This is a genomic window from Microvirga sp. GCM10011540, assembly GCF_042650665.1.
GTDB lineage: Bacteria > Pseudomonadota > Alphaproteobacteria > Rhizobiales > Beijerinckiaceae > Microvirga > Microvirga lenta.
In genome coordinates this window covers 71,801-95,768 of record NZ_JBHSBQ010000041.1, presented here as the reverse complement: position 1 = coordinate 95,768, position 23,968 = coordinate 71,801, and the positions used below count along the sequence as shown (strand labels likewise).

Below are 23,968 nucleotides of genomic sequence, written 5' to 3'. Positions count from 1 at the left end.
CGGGTTGATGACATGGAAATGCAAGCGTGGCCGATCAGGCCGCACTTGCCTTCCGCTTATATAGGATGCCGACCACCTTTTCGCACGTCTCCGCGAAGCGGATTACGTCTTCTTTTGTGGTCTTCCACCCCAAACTGACACGCATGGCTCCCTCGGCGAGGGTCGGCTCGACCCCCATGGCGTCGAGCACATGCGACCGCCTCACCTTCCCGGACGAACAGGCCGAACCGGAGGAAAGGGCGATTCCATCGAGATCGAAGGCAATGAGGGCCGTCTCAGCCTTCAGGCCGGGTATGGCAAAGGCGAAGGTATTAGGCAACCGCTCAGCTTCGGATCCGATGACGACGGCATCCGGCACGACCCGGCGCAGATGCGCCTCGGCCTCGTCCCGCAGCCCGCGCAGGCGGGCGGCCTCTTCGTCCAGCCCGGCCAGGGCGGCTTCCGCCGCGGCGCCGAAACCGGCGATGGCGGCGATATTCTCCGTGCCCGCCCGGTATCCCTTCTCCTGCCCGCCGCCCCGGATCAGCCGGTCGGCGATCTCGATCTGGTCGGAGGCGAGCACCACGGCTCCGATTCCTTTCGGTCCACCGATCTTGTGAGCCGAGAGCGTCAGGACATCGACACCGAGCGTGGCCATATCGACCGGAACCTTGCCCGCCGCCTGGACCGCGTCCGTGTGGACGAGGCCGCCATGGGCGTGAACGAGACGCGCCACCTCCGCGACCGGCTGCAGGGTGCCAGTTTCGTTGTTGGCGAGTTGGATCGACACGAGGATCCGCTCCTCGCCCGCCTGCTCGAGGCGAGCCTTGAGCCAGGCCAGATCGACGATTCCCTGCCCGTCCACCGGGACGGTCTCGACGGCATCGGCCGGAAAACGGTGGCCGTTGAGCACGCAGGGGTGCTCCGTCGCCCCGACGAAGAGCAGGGTCGCGTCGGGCTGGCCAAGCCGGCGCAGGGACGGGCTCAGCACCATGTTGGCGGCTTCCGTGCCGCCGCTGGTGAAGATCACGTTCTTGGCCTTGGCGCCGACGAGCCTCGCGACCTTCTGCCGGGCATCCTCGATCTCCGCCCGCGCGGCGCGGCCCTCCGCGTGGACCGAGGAAGCGTTCCCGGGCAGTTGCAGCGCGCGCACCATCACAGCCGCAACCTCGGGCCGCAGGGGCGATGTTGCGTTGTAATCCAGGTACGTGCGTTGGGCTGCCGCCATATCCCTCGCCTAAGCCTCACGAAATCCTTGCAATCGACCTGGGTTGCCGTGTTAAAGCACCACAACCACATAACGTCGTACCGCGCCGAACGGGCCATTCCGGCCGTCTGCGCCCCGACATGGACGACTTTAGAATAATTCTAAAGTCTATTTTTTGAGAGATCCGGGGCCGAAAGTCAAGGCGTTCGGGTTTCCCTCTCCCAAGGAGAGGTCGAGAAGAGGTTCGCTTCATGCCTGAAGTCGTCTTTATGGGTCCCGCTGGCCGCATCGAGGGACGCTACCAGCCTGCCAAGCAGAAAGGGGCCCCGATCGCCATCGTGCTGCATCCGCACCCGCAATTCGGCGGCACGATGAACAACCAGATCGTCTATAATCTCTACTACGACTTCGTGAACCGGGGCTTTTCGGTCCTGCGCTTCAACTTCCGCGGCGTCGGCCGCAGCCAGGGAGCCTTCGACCACGGCCAGGGAGAGCTTTCCGATGCGGCCGCCGCCCTCGACTGGGTGCAGTCCATCAATCCCGACGCCCGCGCCTGCTGGATCGCCGGCGTGTCCTTCGGGGCCTGGATCGGCATGCAGCTCCTCATGCGCCGCCCGGAGATCGAGGGCTTCATCTCGATTGCCGCCATGGCGAACCGCTACGATTTCTCGTTCCTGGCCCCCTGCCCGTCCTCCGGCCTCTTCGTCCACGGCTCGGAAGATCGCGTCGCCCCGGTCAAGGACGTGGTCAGCGTCATCGAGAAGGTGAAGACCCAGAAGGGCGTCAAGCTCGAGCACGCGGTGGTGGAAGGCGCCAACCACTTCTTCGACGGCAAGGTCGACGAACTCATGGCCGCCGTCGGCCAGTACCTCGACAAGCGCCTCGGAACGAACGACGAAGAGGCGGCGTGAGTCGAACATCCCGGTCGGTCTTCCTAACGGCAGGTCTCAGGACCTGCCGTTTTCGTTTGAGGTATCGGCCGCCTCTCACGAGATTTCTTCGTGAAATTGTATGGCGAAGCTGCTAAACGCCCACATCCACCGTAATCCGACCAGACGAGAGCCGCGATGAACGCGCCACGTTCCGAATTCCTGAAAGTGCTCACCGAGCGGGGGTACATCCATCAGACCTCCGGTTTCGATGGCATCGACACCGCTGCGCTGGAGGGGCGTCTGACGACCTATGTCGGCTACGACTGCACCGGGCCGTCGCTCCATGTCGGGCATCTGCTCTCGATCATGATGCTGCACTGGCTGCAGAAGACCGGAGCCGGCAAGCCGATCACGCTCATGGGCGGCGGCACGACCCGCGTCGGCGACCCGTCCGGCAAGGACGAGAGCCGCAAGCTCCTCACGGTCGAGCAGATCGAGGATAACAAGACGAGCATCAAGGGCGTGTTCTCCCGCTTCATCGCCTTCGGCGAGGGCAAGACCGACGCCGTCATGGTCGACAATGCGGAGTGGCTGACCAAGCTCAACTACATCGAGTTCCTGCGGGATGTGGGCCGGCACTTCTCGGTCAACCGGATGCTCTCCTTCGACAGCGTCAAGCTCCGCCTGGAGCGTGAGCACGAGCTGTCGTTCCTGGAATTCAACTACATGATCCTCCAGGCCTACGACTTCGTGGAGCTGCACAAGCGCTACGGCACCATCCTTCAGATGGGCGGCTCGGATCAATGGGGCAACATCGTCAACGGCATCGATCTGGGCCGGCGCCAGGGCACGGCCCAGCTCTACGCCCTCACCTGCCCGCTCCTGACCACCGCGTCCGGCGCCAAGATGGGCAAGACCGCCTCCGGCGCCGTCTGGCTCAATGCCGACATGCTGAGCCCCTACGATTACTGGCAGTTCTGGCGCAACACCGAGGACGCGGACGTGGTGCGGTTCCTGAAACTGTTCACCACTCTTCCCTTGGACGAAGTCGACAGGCTCGGAGCCCTTCAGGGCGCCGAGATCAACGAAGCCAAGAAAGCCCTTGCGACCGAGGCCACCGCCCTGCTCCACGGCCGGGAGGCCGCGGAGCTCGCGGCCGAGACGGCGCGCAAGACCTTCGAGCAGGGAGCCCTGGCGGAGACGCTGCCGACGGTCGAGATCGCATCGGGCCAGCTCGAGGAAGGCCTCGGCGTTCTGGCGGCCTTCGGGCCCGACTACGCCAAGCTGGTTCCTTCCATGAGCGAGGCGCGGCGCCAGGTGAAGAGCGGCGGTCTGAAGGTGAACGATCAGACGGTGACGGACGACCGTGGCGTGCTCAAGCTGTCGGACCTCACGGCCGAAGGGGTGATCAAGCTCTCCTTCGGCAAGAAGAAGCACGTGCTGCTGCGGGCGGTCTGATCCGCTCTATCGCTCGGGCACCGTCGGCAGGGCCCCTGCCTGCGGTGCTCCGCCGACGCCGAACAGTTTGCGCAGGAAGCCCGGCGCCACCGCAGAGAGCGGATTGACCGTCAGGGTCGGCGCGCTGGCTTCTCCCGAAACGCGGAAATTCACCGCGAACAACCCCTCGTATTGCCCTCCGCCCAGGAGCGGTCCGAAGAGCGGGACTTGCGCAAAAGCATTGTTCAGCCCGTAAGCCGGCACGAAGGTGCCTGCGATGTCCATCCGGTCGCGCGCGTAGTCGATATAGCCGCCGAGGGTGAAGCCGACCTGGCCTCCGAAGATCGCCGCATCCTTGAAGTCCAGGCGTCCCGCCGTGCGCGTGAAGTCCACCCGGGCCTTGGTGAAGACGACCTCGTTCACGTCCACCCGCACCGCCTGCGGATTGCCCGCCCGGTCTTGACCCGGGATGAACTGCGTCTGGGTCGGGATGATCCGGCGCAGGGCCGGTTCGTTGTTGAGGGCGAAGGAGCGCAGGTTCAGAATCCCGGCCTGCGGACCGTCCCCGGTGGCAAGTTGAATGATGAGCTCGCCCCCGGTCATCCGCTTGTAGACGTCGAGGAAGCGCAACAACGCGCCTGCATCCTCCGCCTGGAGCGTGATGACGGGGTTCCCAGCAGGCTGCGGCGCCGTCCGCGCGATGATGTTCGTGGCTCCCAGGCGCCCCTTCAGATCCAGCTGGCGAATGTTGTCCTTGCGCAGCGAGGCCTTGATCGACGCATTGGTGATCGCCTCCTCGTTGTAGCCCGTGAGGATGTTGAGCACGAGATCGAGGTCGAAATCCCTGCTCTCTCGTTGCGCATTGCGCGCGCCGGGGGCCGATGCGGTGGCGGTCTTCGTGAAGGGCCGGGCATCGCCCACATTGCCTCGTACCGTGACCTTGAACACCCCGTTGCTGCGTTCGATCTGCGCCCGCATGTCGTCGCCCGGCGACAGCTTGAAGGTCGTCAGCTCGGCTTTTTCCAGGTTTCCGTCGTTCGAAAGGGATGCGCTTCCCCGCAGTTGCGTCGAGCCGCTGTCGAGTTGGAGATCGTGGATCTCGCCGGTCGGCCCCTCGACGTACACGAAGGACAGCTTCCCCGGCCGTCCGGCGGGCTTGACCCACCCGGGAATGATCTGGTCGACGGCGGCCTTGGTCAGATCCGCCTCGATGCGGATGCCCGGCTTCGCGTCCTTGCCCAGGGGCATCGTGGCCTTGACGGGAAACGCGCCCGTCAGCTGGGAGCCGAAGGAGAGCCCTCTCTTGCTCCTTGCCGCCTCGTCGAGGATGAACGACACATTGGCCTCGCCCCCCTGGTGGGTTTTCTGGACGTCGATGGAGGCCGGCCCTCCACCGAGCTTGCCTTCGCCCTTGATGGCGAGACTGCCCTTTTCGTAGGCGACGGCAAGAGTGGCCCCCTCGAGCCGGTCCTTCCCGAAGACCTTGTCTATTCCCAGGTCGCTGACCGTTCCCCTCACAGTCAGGGGCAGATCGGCGAAGGCCGGGATGTCGTCGACGGGAAGGCCGATCCCGACGCGGAGGTCCGCACTCCCCTTCATGGTGGCGGGATCCACGTCGAAGCCGGCGATTTCGCGGATCAGCGGCTGCTGCAGCAGGGCGCCCAGTCCGTCCGCCGGACCGGCGAGACGGAAGTCGATCTGCGCCACGGCGCCGTCCTTCCAATAATTGTCGAGGACGAATGTGCCGCCGGAGGCGTCCAGGCCGTAAGGGCCGGCCATGTCGATCCGCCCCGTCGGGGCGCGCAGCATCACCTTCGTGCCGGTCACGAGCCCTGTCATATCGACCCGGGACAGGGGCGCGAGCCCCTCGGCCACGGACAGGACACCCTGGGAGACCGCAAAGTCGATCTTCAGAGAATCGTCCGGGATGGGCCCGCCCGCGACGGCCTTCGCGACGACCGCGCCCGTCATCTTCACCTTGAGTGCGATGGATTCCAGAATGCCGCCTCTGGCATTCGCGACGAGGAAGCGGCGCACCGGCGGCGCTACGGCTTCGGGCCAGATGCGCAGCGCAGCCCGAAGGTCGGTTTTCGCCGCATCGACGGTCAGGTCGAGCCCGTACGGATCGGAGGGTTTGCCCAGAACGCCGCTGATGTCGGCCGACAGTTCCGGACCGCGCAGCTTAAGGGATCGAATTCCGATGCCGTCCGGCCCGGAGAGTTCGGCGGCGATCTCGCCGATGCGGACGGGCTTGTCGCCCACCGTCGCACCGGCCAAGGTGGCATCCTTGCCGCGAAGCGAAAGACGCCAGTTGTCGGCACCCGTCTGCGTTGCGAGGCGTCCCTGCAGCCGGACACGCGTGTCGCCGCCGACCAGTTCGAGCATCCGCAGATCCAGCGCCTTGCCGGGCTCGTCCCATGCAACGTCGATGCTCGACTGCTGAACCTGGAGGGGCGACGTGTCCTTGTCGTCGATCTGCAGGAACCCTGCACTGCTGTCGAGCTTCGCGGTCAGCTCGGTCACCCGTCCACCCGCATAAGCGGCATCGAAACGGCCCGAGAATTCGAGGTCGGTCGTTGCTGGAAGAGCCGAGAGCCCGGCGAGCAGGAGAATGTCCTGAATGGGTGCCCGGTCCGCCACCATGCTGGCGCGGTAGCCGCCATGGCCATCCGCCTTGGCATCGCCATCGATCTGCCAGACGCCCTGCGGCCCGTCGAGGGTCGCTGCGAAGTGACGCCCGCCGTCCTCCGACCAGTCGAACGTGGCGTCGAGCCGCTTGAATCGGGCGCGCACCTTCTGGTCCGCGTCCACGAAAACGAGGCTCGCATTGGTCAAGCGGGCCTGGCCCAAGGAGTTGAGGGCGCTCTTGGGGCCGACGATCAGGTCGAACAGGGACCCGACGACGCCGGAGACCTGGGAGGGTCCCTGCGAACTGCGCAGCAGGGCCGCCGCTGCCTCCTGCGACGGGCTGACCTGAGGCTCCTGCGTCGCCACCGTCTCGGCGCCTTCGGCACTGCCGGGAGAAAAGGTGAGCGAACCGTCCCGGTTGACGAGGACCCGCAGCTGCAGGTCCTTGAACTCCACCGACTTCGGCTGCAGGCTCCCGCCCAGGAGAGAAAAGCCGTCGACGCTGACCACCGCATACGGGGCGCGCAGAACGAGCTCTCCGGTCGGCGCCCGGATATCGAGACCGTTCGCCCGCAGGGCCGGAGAGCCGCGTTGAAGTTCGATGGCGGTGTCGCGCAAGGTGACGGTCCAGCCGGGACCGATCCGGGCGGCGAGCGTCTCGGCCACCTGCTCGGGCAACCGGCCGAAGCTCAGCGGTCCGGCCGAGAGGCGCAGATACAGCATTCCGATGCCGAGCCCGGCGACAAGAACGAGCGCAAGCTTGACGTAGAGCGCACCGCGGAGCGCACGCCTGAGCGCGCTCCTTTTCGCCGGATTGCGCCGGCGCGGCTTTGTGCTGATGAGTCGCTTCATTCTTGTGACGTCGGGCAACCGGGTTCTTGCACTATCGCGCCGATGAGGGAATCAGATGGGAGACCTTAGCCCTGTTGCACCCGGTCTGCGACCGTCTCTTTCCGTCAATCGCGCCTGCGTGTCGAAACATCACAACCCGCCGAAAGAAAGGCGAGCCATGACCTTGACCATCGGAACCAAGGCCCCGGCCTTCACCCTGCCCGCCACCGACGGGCAGGAAATATCATTGGAAAACCTCAAGGGCCGGAAGGTGGTGCTCTATTTCTACCCGAAGGACGACACCAGCGGCTGCACCCGCGAAGCCCAAGACTTCCAGGCTCTGCGCGAGGATTTCGCCGCAGCCGGCACGGAGATCGTCGGCGTCTCGCCCGACAGCGTGAAAAGCCACGACAAGTTCCGGACCAAGCACGGCCTGGACTTCCCCCTCGCCTCCGACGAGACGAAGGCCATGCTCGAAGCCTACGGAGTCTGGGTCGAGAAGAGCATGTACGGCCGGAAGTACATGGGCGTGGAGCGAACCACGCTTCTCATCGACCGCGACGGCAGGATCGTGCGGATCTGGAACAAGGTGAAAGTTCCCGATCACGCGAAGGAGGTGCTGGAGGCGGCGAAGGCGCTTTGAGTATCCAGGAAGAAACGGGCCGCTCCGCAGGGGAGCGACCCGTAATCATCAGTCGATATCCTCGACCGCCTCGCCCGCGCCGCCGTTGATGCGCTGGGCGAGCGATGCCTCGATGAAGGGGTCGAGGTCGCCGTCGAGCACGTCCTGCGGGCTCGTGGATTGGGCGCCGGTGCGCAGGTCCTTCACGAGCTGATAGGGCTGCAGCACGTAGGAGCGGATCTGGTGGCCCCAGCCGATATCGGTCTTGGCGGCGGCCTCCGCATTGGCCTTCTCCTCCCGCTTCTTCAGCTCGGCCTCGTAGAGGCGGGCGCGCAGCATGTTCCAGGCGGTGGCCCGGTTCTTGTGCTGCGAGCGCTCCTGCTGGCAGGCCACCACGATGCCGCTCGGGATATGGGTGATGCGCACCGCGGAGTCGGTGGTGTTGACATGCTGGCCGCCGGCGCCCGACGAGCGGAACGTGTCGATGCGGCAGTCGGATTCCTTGACCTCGATATCGATCCGGTCATCGACGACGGGATAGACCCAGACCGAGGCGAAGCTGGTGTGGCGGCGCGCGTTCGAGTCGTAGGGCGAAATTCGGACCAGCCGGTGCACGCCGGATTCCGTCTTGAGCCAGCCATAGGCGTTGTGGCCCTTGATCAGAAGCGTGGCGCTCTTGATGCCGGCCTCTTCGCCGTCCGTGATCTCGAGAAGCTCGACCTTGTACTTCCGGCGCTCGGCCCAGCGGGCATACATGCGCTGCAGCATCGAGGCCCAGTCCTGGCTTTCCGTGCCGCCGGCGCCGGAATGCACCTCCACATAGGTGTCGTTGCCGTCGGCTTCGCCGGAGAGAAGCGTCTCGACCTGCAGGCGCGCAGCCTCGGCCTGGAGGCCGCGGATCGTCTCCTCGCCTTCCTTGATGGTCGCCTCGTCGCCCTCGGCATCGCCGAGCTCGATCAGGGTGATCGCATCGTCAAGCTCCTGCTCGAGGCGCTTGATCGCCGCGATCTGGTCCTCCAGCGACGTGCGCTCGCGCATGATCTTCTGCGCGGCGTCGGCATCGTTCCAGAAGTCCGGGTTCTCCGTGAAGGAATTCAGTTCGGCGAGGCGGCGCTGGGCGTTATCCCAGTCAAAGATGCCTCCTCAGCAGCCCGACTGACTGCTTGGTCTCATCTACGAGGTGTTCGATTTCGGCGCGCATTGTCTCTTTGAAGTCCGTGCCTTGGGAATGCGGGTCTTAAAAGGAGCACCGCGTGGTGTAAAGGAGCTCCGCCCGAAGGATCGGAAGCCGCGATCTTGTCCGTTCGCGGCCACCGACATCCATGTTCCGGAGAGCCCCGCTCATATGGGAGCGGAAGGGGCCTAATACAATCCGCCCGTGCCCGCTCCGACCTGCCGGGCTCCGCTGGGATACTCGGCCTGGGGCCCGTCGAAATACTCGGCCGGCGGCGAATAGGATTCCGGAGGCGTGGTTCCGGGCTTGAAGGCCTCGAGGATCACGCCGCCGCCCTCGCCCGAGGCGCGGGTGCCGGTCGATGCGTTCACGCGGATCAGCTTGATGCCGGGCGGCACGCGGAACGGCGTGGCCGGCTTGTCCTTCAGGGCCATCTGCATGAAGTCGCGGAAGACCGGAGCGGCATACTGCCCGGCCGTGGCCGCGTTGCCGAGCGACTTCGGCTGGTCGTAGCCCAGGAACACGCCCACCGCGAGGTCGGGCGAGAAGCCGACGAACCACACGTCCTTGGCGTCGTTGGTCGTGCCGGTCTTGCCTGCGAGAGGCTTTCCGACCGCCTTCACGCTCTGCGCGGTGCCGCGCTGCACGACGCCCTCCAGGATCGACGTCATCTGATAGGCCGTGAGCGGATCGAGCACCTGCTCCCGGTTGTCGGTCAGGGTCGGAGGCGGACCGCCGTCCCAGGTCTCGGCATCGCAGCCGGTGCACTTGCGGTCGTCGTGGCGGTAGATCGTGCGGCCGGACCGGTCCTGGATCTGGTCGATCAGGGTCGGCTTGATGCGGCGCCCGCCATTGGCGAACATGGAATAGGCGGCGGTCATGCGCATGACCGTGGTCTCGCCGGCGCCCAGCGACATGGACAGAAGCGGGAGCATGTCGTCGTAGACGCCGAAGCGGCGGGCATATTCGGCGATGAGCGGCATGCCGACCTCGTTGGAGAGGCGGACCGTCATCAGGTTCTTGGAATGCTCGATTCCGTAGCGCAGGGTCCGCAGACCGGCGGACTTGCCGTCGTAGTTCGACGGCGCCCATGCCGGCTGGCCGGGGCCCATGTCGAGCACGAAGGGCGCGTCCATGACCTGGCTCGACGGGGTGTAGCCGTTGTCCAGGGCCGTGGCATAGACGATGGGCTTGAACGAGGAACCCGGCTGGCGCATGGCCTGGCTTGCCCGGTTGAACTCGCTCTGGTCGAAGGAGAAGCCGCCGACCATGGCGTGCACACGGCCGGTATAGGGATCCATGGCCACGATGGCGCCCGAGATTTCGGGGATCTGGCGCAGGCGGAACTGGCCGCTTTTGCCTTCCAGGGGCTCCACATAGACCACATCCCCGACGGAGAGGGCCTTGTCGACGCTGCGGCGGGTCCATTTGACCCCATCTGCGGCGACGGTTCCGGTCTCCCGGTCGGCCGAGACCTGGCCCGAGGCCTCCTTCTTCGGCTGAAGGCCCACCCGTGCTCGGCCGCCGGCGACTTCCAGCACCACGGCGAGGCGCCAGGGCTGCACGTCGCCCAGGGCGGGAACCTCGGCCAGGGCCAGGCCCCATTCGCGGCCGGTCAGATTCAGCTTCTGCTGGGCCCCGCGCCATCCCCGCGCCTCGTCGAAGCGCACGAGGCCGTCCACGAGCGCCTTGCGCGCCATGGCCTGCATCTTCGGATCGATGGTCGAGCGGATGAGAAGGCCGCCCTCGTAGAGGGTCTCCTCGCCGTAGCGCTCCGCGATGTCGCGCCTCACGCCCTCGGCGAAGTAGCCGGAGGCGATGCTGTTGGGCGACACCACCCGCGGGTTGACCGTCAGCGGCTCCTTCTTGGCCGCGGCAGCCGCCTCGGCGGAGAGGTAGCCGTTGTCGACCATGCGGTCGATGACCCAGTTGCGCCGCTCGACGGCAGCCTGAGGATGGCGGAAGGGGTGATAGTTGTTGGGCGCCTTCGGCAGGGCCGCCAGATAGGCGACCTCGGCCACGCCGAGCTCATGCACCGACTTGCCGAAATAGTTCAGCGCCGCGGCGGCCACGCCGTAATTGCCGAGGCCGAGATAGATCTCGTTCAGGTAGAGCTCGAGAATCTTGTCCTTGGAGAAGGTCGATTCCATCCGCAGGGCGATCAGCGCCTCGCGGATCTTGCGCTCATAGGTCCGCTCGTTGGTGAGGAGGAAGTTCTTGGCCACCTGCTGGGTGATCGTCGAGGCGCCCTGCTCCCGCCGTCCGCCGGAGCGGACATTGGCCACCACCGCACGCACGATGCCCTCGGGGTCGATGCCCATGTGCTTGTAGAAGTTCTTGTCCTCGGCCGAGAGGAACGCATTGATCACGAGCTTGGGAGTGGCGTCGATGGGCACGTAGAGGCGCCGCTCGCGGGCATATTCCGCGATCAGGCTGCCGTCGGACGCGTGAACGCGGGTCATGATCGGAGGCTCGTAATCCGCCAGCTGGGCGTGATCCGGCAGGTCCTTCGAGAAGTACCAGTATCCGTAGGCCAGACCTGCAGCGCCGATCAGGAAGAAGATCGCCCCGACGCTGAACAGGAAGCCGAAGAATCGTAGGATAAAGCGCATCCGAAGGTAATTTCCGTTATCGGCGCCAAGCGCACCGTTGTTTCGATATGCAAACGCCGATTCCCGGTCCGGGCAGGAAAGGCTTCAGCCGACCTGCCTGTAGCCGAGGAATCGCCACCCCGCTACGGGTATCCACACTCTATCTATGGTAAAACTGCGGCAGCGCCCTGGCGAGCCAGCCGCGTGGCGAAAAAGCGGTCGATGGCGGCGGACATGGCGGAGACCATCTTGCCGCGCCATGCGTCGGACATGATCAGATCGAGGTCCTGCTTGCTGGAAAGATAGCCCAGCTCGACCAGAACCGAGGGCACGTCATGGGCCCGCAGAACCCGGAAACCGGCCTCGCGGCGGGGGTTCTTATTCAGGCGGGCCACCGTGTCCAGCTGGCCGACGAGACCGTTGGCGAAGCTGTGCGAGAAGGTGCGGGTTTCCCGCAGGGTCAGATCCTGCAGGATGTCGAGGACCTCGTCGGCCCCCTGCCCCGATTCGATGCCGGCGACCGCATCGGCGTTGTTCTCGCGATCAGCGAGCCGGGCGGATTCGGCGTCCGATGCGCGCTCGGACCCCGTATAGACGGTCAGTCCGCGGACTTCCTGCGCCCCCGAGATCGAATCCGCATGGATCGAGATGAAAAGATCGGCCTTGGCGTTGCGCGCCGCGCGCACCCGGTCTCCAAGGGAGACGAAGACGTCCTCGTCGCGGGTCATCAGCACCCGGTAGCGCCCCCCGGCCTCCAGCTTCTTCTTCAGGAGCTGGCCGAAGGACAGGACGAGATCCTTCTCCGAGACGCCGGAAACGGCCGCCGCGCCGGGATCGATGCCGCCGTGCCCGGGATCGATGACGATCACCGGCCGCGCATCCTTGACCTCGCCCGGGGGAGCCTGAACCGCCTCGGTCCGCGCCCCGGGGGCATTCTCCGCCGCGACCCGGCGGAACTCGTTCCGGTCGGTCCGGGACAGCTCGATCACGAGGAGCGCCGCGCCTCCGGGCAGGCCCTGCTCGACATGGAGGGCCGACACGACGGCCGGCTGGACGAGATCCATGACCACGCGCGAGCGCCCCGGCGCGAAGAGGCCGTAGCGGTAGGAGGCGATGAGCCCCTCCTGCTTGCGGCCGGTATCGGCGGGCAGATGGAAGGCGACCTCCGGCAGGTCGACGATCACGCGGTCCGGGGCCTCCATGAGGTGGACCTGCGCCACGACGGCCTTGGAGAGAGTGACCTTGAAGCGGGTCCTGCCCTCCGCCGCCTCGACGGCGACGGCGGCGGCGATGATCGGGGTCTCGGTCTTGCCCTCGGCGCCCACGGCCCACGCGCGGCCGGATCCGGCAACGAGGAGCGTTGCCAGGAGGCACAGGTGCAATAGGCGTGAGAAAGGCGTCATGTGTATCCCGGTCGCCGGCTGGATTCGCTCGCCCGTCCTACCTCATAGGGCCTGCATGGTTAACGAAACCTCACGCTTAAAGCTCCAATATTGAGACTCTGTTGCATTGAAGGCACAGTCTCGCGGCATCTTGCCAAACACCCCAAACGATCTGTAATGATGCTGACCCTGTCCGCTATGGCCGAATCTGACGGCGGGTCCGTGGAGACGGTTGTGTTGACCGATCCGCTGGACACCCGTCACGCTCGACAGGCTGCCGGACAGGTCGAATAGCGATGTTTCATCGCCTTTATGCGGTGGCCGGCTCAATCCGGCTCATCGAATCCGAAAGGGCCGTCGTTGAATGGTTGCGCTAGCGAAGTCAGTCCTGACTGTCGTCACAGCACCTTTCGCTTCGCGCGATCAATTTCGCGTTTGCCCATGCCCCGATCAGCTCAGCATGGCACCGGCCCGATTTAACCCAGAATGCGCCCCTCAGAGGCGCACGATGGCGATCGACAGCACTCCGAACGCAATTCCAGCCCGCCGTCTCGTTTCACGGCGCGGCCGCCCGCCCTCAATGCGGCTTCTGCCTCAGGTCCTGCCCTCGATCGCCATGTCGAGAGTTCAACATGGCAAACAAGATGCTCATCGATGCCTCCCACCCGGAAGAAACCCGGGTCGTGGTGGTACGTGGTCAGAAGGTCGAGGAATTCGACTTCGAATCCGCTAACCGGAAACAGCTGCGAGGCAATATCTACCTCGCCAAGGTGACCCGCGTAGAGCCGTCGCTTCAGGCGGCCTTCGTGGAATATGGCGGCAACCGCCATGGATTCCTCGCATTCAGCGAGATCCATCCGGATTATTACCAAATCCCGGTCGCCGACCGTCAGGCTCTGCTCGAAGCCGAGGCCGAGGCCCAGCGCGAGGAAGAGCGCGAGGAGGAACGGCGCAGCCGCCGTCGCCGCCGCTCCGCTCCCAAGCGCACGGAGGCCGACGAGACTGTCGCTTCCGCCGAGGCCGTATCCGAGGGCGCGAACGACGCCTCCGAGGACCGTGAGGCCTCCGAGGCTCTGAGCGCCTCGCAGGAGGAAGGCTCCGAGACCGCCGAGGCAGGCGGGTCGGACGAGGCTCCGGCCTTCGAGGGAAGCGCCGACGGCGTCTCCGACGATATCGGCGTCGAGCCGGTCGAGACCTCCCGGGATTCCGATGTCGACCAGGACATGGACGCCTCCGCAGACGTCGCTGAAAGCGCCGAGGGCGCCGAAGACGACGAGCAGGACGAGGACGAGGCGGACGACGAATCCGGCGAGGACGACGAGGAAGCCGTCGAGCAGCTCGGCGGCGGCGACGCCCTCGAGGATATTCCGCAGCGTCCCCGGCTGCCCCGCAAGCAGTACAAGATCCAGGAAGTCATCAAGCGCCGTCAGGTGCTGCTGGTCCAGGTCGTCAAGGAAGAGCGCGGCAACAAGGGCGCGGCGCTGACCACCTACCTGTCCCTGGCCGGCCGCTACTCGGTGCTCATGCCCAATACGGGCCGCGGCGGCGGCATCTCCCGCAAGATCACCAATGCGGCGGACCGCAAGCGCCTGAAGGAGATCGCCCAGGATCTGGAGGTTCCGGAGGGAATGGGCATCATCCTGCGCACGGCCGGCGCCTCCCGCACCAAGCCGGAGATCAAGCGCGACTACGAATACCTGATGCGCCTGTGGGAGAGCGTGCGCGAGCTGACTCTCAGTTCGTCGGCCCCTGCCCTCGTATACGAGGAAGGATCGCTCATCAAGCGCGCCATCCGCGACCTCTACAACAAGGACATCGACGATGTCCTCGTGTCGGGCGAGGACGGCTATCGCGAGGCGAAGGACTTCATGCGCATGCTCATGCCGAGCCATGCCAAGATCGTCCAGCCCTACCGCGAGCCGCAGCCCCTCTTCGCGAAATACGGCGTCGAAGCCCAGCTCGACGCCATGTTCTCGAACAACGTCACCCTCAAATCCGGCGGCTATCTCGTCATCAACCCGACGGAAGCCCTGGTCTCCATCGACGTGAACTCGGGCCGCTCCACCCGCGAGCACAATATCGAGGACACGGCGCTCCGCACGAACCTCGAAGCCGCGGAGGAGATCGCCCGCCAGCTGCGCCTGCGCGATCTGGCCGGCCTCATCGTCATCGACTTCATCGACATGGAGGAGAAGCGGAACAACCGCGCCGTCGAGAAGAAACTGAACGAGTGTCTGAAGAACGACCGCGCCCGCATCCAGGTGGGCCGCATCTCGCCCTTCGGCCTTCTGGAGATGTCGCGCCAGCGCATCCGCACCGGCGTTCTCGAATCCTCTTCCGTGCCCTGCCCGCACTGTGCGGGAACGGGCTTCGTGCGCTCGACCCCGTCCGTGGCCCTGCACGTGCTGCGCTCGATCGAGGAAACCCTCATCAAGAACTCGGGCTACAACCTCGTCGTCCGCACCCGGACCGAGGCCGCGTTCTACATCCTCAACCAGAAGCGCGTGCACCTGCGCGACCTGGAGACCCGCTTCGGCGTGGCCATCTCCATCGTCGCCGACGACACGCTCATGGGCGCCACGAACTACGCCATCGACAGGGGTGATCCGGCCCTGAGGCTGGAGCACAAATCCGCCGCGACCGGCATCCAGATCGACGCCATCGTGCCGATCGACGAGCCCGCCGAGGTGGAGGACGACGTCGAGATCGAGGCCGAGGGCGACGAGGAGACCGCCGTCGAGACCCGCGAATCCCGGACCGGCGAGGAGAATGGCGAGGAAGGCAACGGCAATGGCCGCCGCCGCCGCCGTCGCCGCCGCCGCCGCGGCCGTGACCGCGAGTCCTTCGCGGGCGAGGCCCAGCAAGGCGAAGCCTCGGCAGAGGAAGGCGAGGACCAGGACGAGGAAGGCACCGAGACCGAGGCGGGCGCCGAAGGCGCAGAGGCGCCGGAGGAGCTCGAGACCTCCGAGTCGGCCGAGGCCGAAGGCGAGGAGCGCAACGGGCGCCGTCGTCGTCGCGGACGCCGCGGCGGCCGTGGCCGTGGCCGCGAGGAGGCTGTCGAGGTCGCGAACGACGACGAGGAAATCGTCGCCCAGCGCGAAGTCGCCGCCGTCATGGCTTCCGAGGAGCCTCTCCCCGCCGCCGACGAGCCGGTCGCGGCTGCACCGGAGCCGGTGGAAGCGAAGCGCGAGGATATCGTCGCCTCTCAGCCGGCGGAGGAGCCCGCCGCCCCCGCGCCGGCCATGCCCGAGCCGGAGCCCGTCGCCGTGGTGCTGACGCCGCCCGACCCGGACCGGCCCAAGCGCGCCGGCTGGTGGTCCAAGGCCAAGTCGGTTTTGAGCGGATCGTGAGGATCTTAAGCTAAGATCCTCACGGGTTTGACGAAATTACTTCAACCATGTCGCGAGGCGGGCAACCGTCTCGCGACAATCGTTTTCGGACCCGGCGAAGGACAGGCGCAGGTAGTGCGAGCCCTCGATGGGGTCGAAATCGAGGCCGGGAGTCGCCGCCACGCCCGCCTCTTCCAGCATCCGCTTCGTGAAGCCGATGGAGTCGTTGGTGAAGCGGGCGATGTCGGCATAGATGTAGAAGGCGCCGTCCACCGGGTGCATGTCCGTGATGCCGATCCGCGGCAGTTCCTCCAGCAGATAGGCGCGGTTTCTGGCATAGCCCGCCTTCACCGCCTCAAGCTCCTCGGTGGCGTCGAAGGCCGCAAGCGCAGCAATCTGGGACAGGTACGGCGGTGAGATATAGAAATTTTGCGCCAGGCGCTCGATCGGCCGCACCAGCCGCTCTGGCACCACAATCCAGCCGATGCGCCAGCCGGTCATGCAATAGTATTTCGAGAACGAGTTGATCACGACCGCGTCGTCGTCCGAGCTGAGGGCCGTCGAGGCGGCCTCGCCATAGGTCAGTCCATGGTAGATCTCGTCGGAGATGAACCACAGTCCCAGCCGGCGGCAGGTCTCGCCCAACCGGGCCAGGGCCTCGCGGCCGATCATCGTACCCGAAGGGTTGGCCGGGCTCATGGCCAGGATGCCGTGCAGCGGCTTTTCGGCGTGAGCCTTCTCGATGCTCGCCGCCGTCATGATCCAGCCGTCCGCCTTGCTGAGGGGAACGATGACCGGTTCGAGGTCGAGCGCCTCGAGGATGTTCCGGTAGGCCGGATAGCCCGGCGCGGTGATCGCAACCCGCTGGCCGGGATCGAACAGGCTCAGGAAGGCCAGCACGAACCCGGCCGAGGACCCGGTGGTGACGATCACCCGCTCGGGTGCCAGGCTCACCCCGTAGGTGTCCCGGTAGTGCCGGGCGATGCGCTCCCGCAGGGCCGCCGTTCCGAGGGCCTCCGTGTAGCCGATGCGCCCGGCCTCCAGCGCCGCCATGGCCGCCTCCCGGGCGGCCCGGGGAGCGGGAGCGGAGGGCTGGCCGACCTCCATGTGGATGACGCTGTCCCCTCGCCGCTCCTTGGCGGCGGCGGCGCTCAGCACGTCCATGGCGAGGAAGGAGGAGACCCGGTCCATGCGGCGGGCGACGAGGGGAAGAGCGGAGGATGCGGCTGGCTTTGTCATGATGAGGCTCGTAGCTCCTCGGGTTGCCGGCCTCAAGGCGATTTCTCGCATCAACGAAGGCGTGAATTGACGGTGTCTCGCGAAACCCGCTAACTCCGCCCGATGAAACGAGGATCGGGGCTCAAATGCGGCCGAATCGGGAGGGTGTCGCGACAGCCTCCCAGGGCCATCCGAATGCCCCAAACCTCTCGAATAACCGGATTTCCGGGCAGGCTTTCCGCCCGGGCTCCTCAGAAGGACCGACCATGCGTATCCCGCTTCTCAAATCCTGTCAGGCTGCGGCCCTGATCGGCGCCCTGGCCATCGGCCCCGCGGCGATGGCCCAGAATGCACCCTTCACGGACCAGCAGCGCCAGGCCATCGGCGAGATCGTGAGGGACTACCTCCTCAAGAACCCGGAGGTTCTGACCGAGGTCATCGGCGAATTGGAGAAGCGCCAGGCGGAAGCGCAGCAGGTCGCCCAGGCCGGCGCCCTGAAGGAAACCCGGGAGACGCTCCTGAACGCCCCCCATTCCTTCGTGGTCGGCAACCCTTCGGGCGACGTCACCCTGGTCGAGTTCTTCGACTACAATTGCGGCTACTGCAAGCGGGCGATGGAGGACGTGCAGACCCTCGTGAAGAACGACTCCAAGCTGCGGGTCGTCCTGAAGGACTTCCCCGTCCTCGGCCCCGATTCCGTCGAGGCGAGCCGCGTCAGCCTCGCGGTCGGCAAGCAGCTCAAGGGGGACAAGCTCTTCGACTTCCACACCAAGCTCATGGGCACCCGCGGCCGGGTGAACGGCGAGAAGGCCCTGGCCACCGCCAAGGAGATGGGCGTCGACATGGCCCGCCTGCAGAAGGACATGCAGTCCCCGGACATCCAGAAGGCCCTTCAGGAAAACATGGAACTGGGCGACAAGCTCAGCCTGACCGGCACCCCCGCCTTCATCGTCGGCGACAGCGTCATCCCCGGCGCCGTCGGCCTCGAACCCCTGAAGCAGGTCGTCGCCAACGTGCGCCAGTGCGGCAAGGCCACCTGCTGATCGCAAGCCTCTCTCCAGCGGCGCCCCTTCCGCCCGGTTCGGGCGCCGCTTTCCGGTAAAGCTTCCGAAACGGAACCGGTCCGAATCCGGGTTCCGAGGGACGATTCCGGCGGCATCTCCCCAGGGAATGCGCAAGCATGCCTTGGAAAGGCCCGGTTTTCCCCTTTCCCCTTGACCGCCTTTTGGCTAAGAGGGCCAGTCGGCTCCACCCCTCGGGGCCATCCGGAACGCTCCTACGCGATGATCACCGCCCACGTCCTCAACGGACCGAACCTCAACCTGCTCGGCCAACGGGAGCCCACGATCTACGGCAGCGTCACGCTGACGGAGATCGAGCGTCTCGTTCGCGACAGGGCCGGAGCGTTGGGCATGAACATCGTCTTCCGCCAGTCGAACCACGAAGGACAGCTTGTCGACTGGATCCAGGAGGCAGGAGCCCAGGGAGCGGGCATCGTCCTCAATGCCGGCGCCTATACCCACACCTCGATCGCGCTCAGGGACGCCATTGCTGGCAGCGGTGCCCCCACGGTCGAGATCCATCTTTCGAACGTTCATGCTCGCGAGGGCTTCCGCCATCGCTCGCTCGTTGCGCCCGTCTCCGTCGGCGTGATCTGCGGCTTCGGGCCCATGAGCTATCTGCTCGGCTTGGACGCGATCCACCGCGTGCTGGCCGAGCGGGCGCAGAAGGCGCCGCCCTCCAAACACTAGTTCCTCAAGAATAAGAGGTGAGCCCCATGGCCAAGGACAACCCTTTCGATCCCGATCTCGTGCGTGAGCTGGCGACATTGATCGCCGATACCGATCTCACCGAGATCGAAGTGGAGAAGGGCGACCTTCGCATCCGCGTGGCCCGGACCGTGACGGCAGCCGTGACGGTTCCCGTCTCGGCCCCGTCCGTCGCCCCGCCCCCGGTGATCGCGCCGCCGCCGTCCGTCGCGGACGCCGCGGCAGCCGCCGCCAAGGCTTCGGCTCCCCATCCTGGCGCGGTTCTCTCGCCGATGGTCGGCACCGCCTATCGCAAGCCCTCGCCGGATGCGAAGGCCTTCGTGGAGGTCGGCTCCAAGGTCCAGGCCGGCGACAAGGTCCTCCTGGTCGAGGCCATGAAGACCTTCAACGAGATCGTCGCGCCCCGCGCCGGCACCGTGACCGCCATCTATGTCGAGGATGGGACTCCGGTCGAATACGGCGAGCCGCTGCTGGTCATCGAGTAACGGCGATGTTCGACAAGATCCTCATTGCCAACCGCGGCGAGATCGCCCTGCGCATCCTGCGGGCTGCGAAGGAGCTCGGCATCGCCACGGTCGCCGTGCATTCCACCGCCGATGCGGATGCGATGCATGTGCGCCTCGCCGACGAAAGCGTCTGCATCGGCCCGCCTGCGGCCCGCGACAGCTATCTCAACATTCCCGCCCTGATCGCCGCCTGCGAGATCACCGGCGCCGACGCCATTCATCCCGGCTACGGTTTCCTATCCGAGAACGCGCGTTTCGCCGAGGTTCTCGATCATCACCGCATCGCGTTCATCGGCCCGAAGGCGGAGCACATCCGCATCATGGGCGACAAGATCGAGGCGAAGCGCACGGCCAAGCGCCTCGGCATTCCCTGCGTCCCCGGCTCCGAAGGCGGCATCACCGACGAGGCCGAGGCCAAGCGTGTGGCCAGGGACATCGGCTATCCCGTCATCATCAAGGCGGCCGCCGGCGGCGGCGGGCGCGGCATGAAGGTGGCCCGGACGGAGGAAGACCTCGTCCACGCCCTCCAGACGGCCAAGACCGAGGCGAAGGCCGCCTTCGGCGACGATGCGGTCTATATCGAGAAGTACCTCGAGAAGCCCCGGCACATCGAGATCCAGGTCCTCGGCGACGGCAAGGGCAACGCCATCCATCTCGGCGAGCGCGACTGCTCGCTCCAGCGCCGCCACCAGAAGGTCTGGGAGGAAGGTCCCTCGCCGGCCCTGAACGTGGAGATGCGCGAGCGCATCGGCGGCGTCGTGGCGCGGGCCATGCAGGAACTGCAATATGCGGGCGCCGGCACCATCGAGTTCCTCTACGAGGACGGCGAGTTCTACTTCATCGAGATGAACACCCGCATTCAGGTCGAGCATCCCGTCACCGAGATGATCACCGGCATCGATCTGGTCAACGAGCAGATCCGGGTCGCGGCGGGCGCGCCGCTCTCGGTCCGCCAGGAGGACATCCACCTCGAGGGCCATGCCATCGAGTGCCGCGTGAATGCGGAGCATCCCTCGACCTTCCGGCCCTCGCCCGGCACGATCAGCTACTTCCACCCCCCGGGCGGATTGGGTGTGCGCGTCGATTCGGCGGCCTATCAGGGCTACCGCATCCCGCCCCACTACGACTCCCTCGTCGCCAAGCTCATCGTTCACGGGCGCACCCGCAACGAGTGCCTCATGCGCCTGCGCCGGGCCCTCGACGAGTTCGTGGTCGACGGCGTGGAGACGACCCTGCCCCTGTTCAGGACACTCGTGCGCAACCCGGACATTCAGAACGGCCAGTACGACATTCACTGGCTCGAGAATTTCCTGAAGACGGGTGGCATTGAGGAAGCCTGAAGGCGTGCTACCTTTAGCGGGATGAGGGCTGACCAGTTCGAAATCACGCCTGAGATCCTGCTCAAGGCTTATGCGGCGGGCATCTTCCCCATGGCGGAGGATGCGAATGATCCGTCACTGTTCTGGGTCGAACCTCGGGAGAGGGGGATCATTCCCCTCGACCGCTTCCATGTGGGCAAGCGCCTCGCCCGCACGGTCCGCTCCGACCATTTCGAGGTCCGGGTGGATCAGGATTTCGATGCGGTCATCGACGGCTGCGCCGCCCCCGGCTTCGACCGGGAGCGGACCTGGATCAACGGCCGCATCCGCAGGCTCTACGGAGAGCTCTTCGATACGGGCTACTGCCATACCGTGGAGGTCTACCAGGACAACCGGCTGGTCGGCGGTCTCTACGGGGTGCGCCTGCGCAGCGCGTTCTTCGGGGAGAGCATGTTCCATACGGAGCGGGATGCGTCCAAGGTCGCCCTCGTGCATCTCGTGGCACGGCTGCGGCGCGGCGGCTTCACCCTGCTCGACACGCAGTTCGTCACCCCGCACCTGGCCCAGTTCGGCGCGATCGAGGTCTCCCGCCGCAGCTACAAGCAGATGCTCCGCGCGGCGATGGACCAGGAAGCCGACTGGCATGTCTGGCCGCGCGGGATAGCCGTGAGCGGCGAAGAGGCCCTCGCCGCCCTCGGCGCGCCCCTGCCCGCCGATCGCTAGTTGTTCGGATTCTCGTTGTTGATGATCGGCGCCTGCCCCCAGGCGGGCGGTGCAGCCCGCCTCGGCTGGCGCAGCGGTGCGGTTCTCACCGGCGGAGGCGCTGGAACAGGCTGGACGGATGCGGGGCTCATGATGTCCCCGGGCTGTCCGCCCTCGCCCGGCTGGCCGGCAGCGCCCTGCTCGATCGGAGGCAGCTCCTCGGGCGCTTCCTTGGGCTCGGCGATGACCTCCGTGCCGCCTTTGCAGTCGACGAGCCAGATATCGTAGACCGGATGCTCGAGCCCATGCAGACCCGGACTCGCGGCGAACATCCAGCCGGAGAAGACCCGCCGGCTCGCGCCGTCGGAACCGGTCTCCTCCACCTCGACGAAGGATGTCGTGTTCGGCGTCTCGGTCGGGGGCTTGGTGAAGCAGACGCGGGCCCGCATCTGGAGGGCGCCGAACTGTACGGTCTCGTCCACCGCCACCTCGAACGACACGATTCGTCCGGTAATCTTGTCCAGACCCGAGAAGACCGCAGTCGGGTTCTTGATCCGATCCGCATGGGCTACGGTTGCCCCACCGATTACCGATGCGAGCACCAAGGCGGCCCGCGTCCATCCGAATGTCATATCGCCTGTCCACGCCATGTTATGACCGGCCGAGCATGGCCGACTTCGCGTTCCGGCAACGCGATAACACGCGAACCATGTTGGAAAAAGGGCAAGGCACGGCGCCAGGGTCTTTCGGCGGTGATAAACTGCCGGCCCGCTTGGAGGGGGTGATGGAAGCAGAACGTTTGGATCCGGATGCCGCACGGCGGCGGCTGGGGTTTCTCGCACTGGAGGAGACCCTGGCCCTGGCGCAGCGCGGGGTTCTGATGCCGGATCCCCGCTCCGTCCTCGTCTCCCCCGGCGCCGACCTGGGCGAGGACGTAATCCTCTGGCCCAATACAATTCTGGAGGTCCGGGGAGCCGGACGCATCGTGGTCGGCGCAGGCACGGTCCTGTTCCCCGGCAGCCGCATCCTGGTCTCGGACGGCGAGGTTCGGATCGGGACCGGCGCTGAAATCGGCGAGGAAGGCGGCTTCACGATCAAGGCCGAAGCCGGAGCGACCGTTGAGATCGGGCGCGAGGCCCGGCTTCTCGGCGGCGGCTCCCTCGCATCCACGAACCACATCGGTGACGGAGCGCAGATCCTGGGACCGATTCGATGCCAGAACTGCCGCCTCGGCTCCGGCGGAAGCCATCGCCACCCTGAACCGGACGAGCGCGGAGCCGTGCTGAAGGGCGCAGGCGTCGCCCGCAACCTGGAACTCCCTCAGGGACACGTGATCCAGGCCTTCGGCCTGTTCTCGGACGGCGTCGTGCGGCGCCAGTCCTACTTTCATCCCAAGCCCGGCCGCTGATGCATCGCGTCTAAGTGGGGCGAGCGGGCGATGGGAGGCCTTGCCTCGGCCCCGGTCCGGAGGCTCGACGCCGTCCCTACGAGGACGGGAATTCCCGCTCGAACGGGTTGGGCGCCGGCGCGATCATCGGCGCGCCCTGCTCGTCCCGCTTCTCGAAATGGGCCGTGGAGCAGCCGTGGGAGCACAGGAGGCCCTGGTCGGACCAATAGGCCGGGCCGTTTTCGATGCGGCCCGCATGATAGGCGAAATCGGGATGCCCGAAAGGCAGGCCGCATTCCACGCAGTTCCGGTGCTGCGGCTTGTTCAGCATGTCGGCATCCGTCCTTCGATGGCCAAGTCCTTACTCGCCCGGGGTCCAGGGTACGTAGTCTCCGGTCGCGGCCGGGCGCTGACCGGTCGAGAGCGACGATCCGGTCGGCCGATAGGCATGGGGGGTGCCGGTCATGTTGGGAATGTAGGGCCTCTCCCACGGATGGGGCTGGTAGGGCTCCTCGCTCGGCGGCACGTCGCCGTTGTGGCAGAGCCAGGCGCGCCAGCCCGGAGGCACCTTCGAGGCATCCGCCTCGCCGTTGTAGACGACCCAGCGGCGCTCGGCGCCCACGTTCGGATCGATGGCCTCCGCCTGGGTGTGACGGTAGTACTTGTTGCCGAACTCGTCCTCACCCACGAACTGCCCCTTGCGCCACGTGTAGAATCGCGTGCCGAGGGTCTGCCCGTTCCACCAGGTGAAGAACTGCGCCAAAAACTGTTTCATCGCTGCCACTGAAGGGGTTCATGAAGTTCGCGCGGAATATGGCTTTTGGCCGTCGGGAAGTCCAGCCTCATGAGCGCATGGGCGGGACTGATTCTCTTCCCATGGATCATGGGCGGCCGGAGAGGCGGAATTTCCTGGTTTTCCCGCGCTTTTCGCCCCCGAGAACAACCCATTCCCAAACGTCAAGAAACTTCCTGCCGGATGTTGCGCCGGGAAAGCTTCTTGTGGCCGATCGGCCAC

19 protein-coding genes are annotated in these 23,968 nt (G+C 66.1%); 10 read left to right on the top strand and 9 right to left on the bottom strand.

Features of this window, described 5'->3' with window-relative positions:
* Positions 1-34: 34 nt before the first annotated feature.
* On the bottom strand, positions 35-1,207 hold the full coding sequence (locus tag ACFOYU_RS14790) for a cysteine desulfurase family protein (protein ID WP_377034191.1): 1,173 nt from the start codon (positions 1,205-1,207) through the stop codon (positions 35-37).
* Between the two features lie 230 nt (positions 1,208-1,437).
* Between ACFOYU_RS14790 and ACFOYU_RS14785 the strand changes: the two genes are divergently transcribed.
* Both ACFOYU_RS14785 and tyrS read left to right on the top strand, forming a co-directional pair.
* Positions 1,438-2,097, top strand: a complete 660-nt coding sequence (locus tag ACFOYU_RS14785) for an alpha/beta hydrolase (protein WP_226740871.1) — start codon at positions 1,438-1,440, stop codon at positions 2,095-2,097.
* A 156-nt stretch (positions 2,098-2,253) separates the two neighbouring features.
* Entirely contained in the window at positions 2,254-3,516 is a 1,263-nt protein-coding gene (tyrS, locus tag ACFOYU_RS14780) for a tyrosine--tRNA ligase (protein ID WP_377034190.1), read from the top strand.
* Between the two features lie 6 nt (positions 3,517-3,522).
* Here tyrS and ACFOYU_RS14775 read toward each other — a convergent pair whose 3' ends face one another.
* Complete coding sequence (locus ACFOYU_RS14775; RefSeq protein ID WP_377034189.1) at positions 3,523-6,975, bottom strand: DUF3971 domain-containing protein; 3,453 nt, start codon at positions 6,973-6,975, stop codon at positions 3,523-3,525.
* 157 nt (positions 6,976-7,132) lie between these two features.
* Between ACFOYU_RS14775 and bcp the strand changes: the two genes are divergently transcribed.
* Complete coding sequence (gene bcp, locus ACFOYU_RS14770) at positions 7,133-7,597, top strand: thioredoxin-dependent thiol peroxidase (protein WP_377034188.1); 465 nt, start codon at positions 7,133-7,135, stop codon at positions 7,595-7,597.
* A gap of 48 nt (positions 7,598-7,645) precedes the next feature.
* Here bcp and prfB read toward each other — a convergent pair.
* The 3 genes from prfB to ACFOYU_RS14755 form a co-directional block, all read right to left on the bottom strand.
* A protein-coding gene (gene prfB / locus ACFOYU_RS14765; RefSeq protein WP_377034187.1) for a peptide chain release factor 2 occupies positions 7,646-8,777 on the bottom strand; the annotation gives its coding sequence in 2 pieces (ribosomal slippage) (positions 7,646-8,707 and positions 8,709-8,777; 1,131 coding nt in all).
* Positions 8,778-8,938: 161 nt separating this feature from the next.
* Positions 8,939-11,362, bottom strand: coding sequence for a penicillin-binding protein 1A (locus ACFOYU_RS14760; protein ID WP_226740854.1), 2,424 nt, complete (start codon positions 11,360-11,362; stop codon positions 8,939-8,941).
* 143 nt (positions 11,363-11,505) lie between these two features.
* Positions 11,506-12,744, bottom strand: coding sequence for an N-acetylmuramoyl-L-alanine amidase (locus ACFOYU_RS14755; protein WP_377034186.1), 1,239 nt, complete (start codon positions 12,742-12,744; stop codon positions 11,506-11,508).
* Positions 12,745-13,355: 611 nt separating this feature from the next.
* Here ACFOYU_RS14755 and ACFOYU_RS14750 point away from each other — a divergent pair.
* Positions 13,356-16,073, top strand: coding sequence for a ribonuclease E/G (locus ACFOYU_RS14750; RefSeq protein WP_377034185.1), 2,718 nt, complete (start codon positions 13,356-13,358; stop codon positions 16,071-16,073).
* Between the two features lie 36 nt (positions 16,074-16,109).
* Here the strand turns inward: ACFOYU_RS14750 and ACFOYU_RS14745 are convergent, their stop codons facing one another.
* Entirely contained in the window at positions 16,110-17,291 is a 1,182-nt protein-coding gene (locus tag ACFOYU_RS14745; protein ID WP_377034184.1) for a pyridoxal phosphate-dependent aminotransferase, read from the bottom strand.
* Between the two features lie 245 nt (positions 17,292-17,536).
* Here ACFOYU_RS14745 and ACFOYU_RS14740 point away from each other — a divergent pair, with 245 nt between their 5' ends.
* The 5 genes from ACFOYU_RS14740 to aat all read left to right on the top strand — a co-directional run bounded on the left by ACFOYU_RS14740 (position 17,537) and on the right by aat (position 21,587).
* Positions 17,537-18,313 (top strand): DsbA family protein, encoded by a 777-nt coding sequence (locus ACFOYU_RS14740; RefSeq protein WP_226740845.1) that lies wholly within the window; start codon positions 17,537-17,539, stop codon positions 18,311-18,313.
* 240 nt (positions 18,314-18,553) lie between these two features.
* Positions 18,554-19,021 (top strand): type II 3-dehydroquinate dehydratase, encoded by a 468-nt coding sequence (gene aroQ / locus ACFOYU_RS14735; RefSeq protein ID WP_226740842.1) that lies wholly within the window; start codon positions 18,554-18,556, stop codon positions 19,019-19,021.
* Positions 19,022-19,047: 26 nt separating this feature from the next.
* Positions 19,048-19,524 (top strand): acetyl-CoA carboxylase biotin carboxyl carrier protein, encoded by a 477-nt coding sequence (gene accB, locus ACFOYU_RS14730; RefSeq protein ID WP_226740840.1) that lies wholly within the window; start codon positions 19,048-19,050, stop codon positions 19,522-19,524.
* Positions 19,525-19,529: 5 nt separating this feature from the next.
* The gene (gene accC / locus ACFOYU_RS14725) at positions 19,530-20,885 is read left to right on the top strand and encodes an acetyl-CoA carboxylase biotin carboxylase subunit (RefSeq protein ID WP_377034183.1); all 1,356 of its coding nucleotides are present in this window, start codon (positions 19,530-19,532) and stop codon (positions 20,883-20,885) included.
* Positions 20,886-20,906: 21 nt separating this feature from the next.
* Positions 20,907-21,587 carry a leucyl/phenylalanyl-tRNA--protein transferase gene (aat, locus tag ACFOYU_RS14720; protein ID WP_377034182.1) on the top strand — a complete coding sequence of 227 codons (681 nt, stop codon included), beginning with the start codon at positions 20,907-20,909 and terminating at the stop codon, positions 21,585-21,587.
* Here aat and ACFOYU_RS14715 read toward each other — a convergent pair.
* Positions 21,584-22,198: a DUF2155 domain-containing protein gene (locus tag ACFOYU_RS14715; RefSeq protein WP_377034181.1), complete on the bottom strand. Its 615-nt coding sequence runs from the start codon at positions 22,196-22,198 to the stop codon at positions 21,584-21,586. The genes aat and ACFOYU_RS14715 overlap by 4 nt on opposite strands.
* Before the next feature lie 152 nt (positions 22,199-22,350).
* Between ACFOYU_RS14715 and ACFOYU_RS14710 the strand changes: the two genes are divergently transcribed.
* Positions 22,351-22,974, top strand: coding sequence for a hypothetical protein (locus ACFOYU_RS14710; RefSeq protein WP_377034180.1), 624 nt, complete (start codon positions 22,351-22,353; stop codon positions 22,972-22,974).
* A 76-nt stretch (positions 22,975-23,050) separates the two neighbouring features.
* On the opposite strand, the gene ACFOYU_RS14705 is transcribed toward ACFOYU_RS14710, so the two are convergent.
* Both ACFOYU_RS14705 and ACFOYU_RS14700 read right to left on the bottom strand, forming a co-directional pair.
* Positions 23,051-23,284 (bottom strand): hypothetical protein, encoded by a 234-nt coding sequence (locus ACFOYU_RS14705; RefSeq protein WP_226740828.1) that lies wholly within the window; start codon positions 23,282-23,284, stop codon positions 23,051-23,053.
* Positions 23,285-23,314: 30 nt separating this feature from the next.
* On the bottom strand, positions 23,315-23,728 hold the full coding sequence (locus ACFOYU_RS14700) for an NADH:ubiquinone oxidoreductase subunit NDUFA12 (protein WP_226740826.1): 414 nt from the start codon (positions 23,726-23,728) through the stop codon (positions 23,315-23,317).
* Between the last annotated feature and the right edge of the window lie 240 nt (positions 23,729-23,968).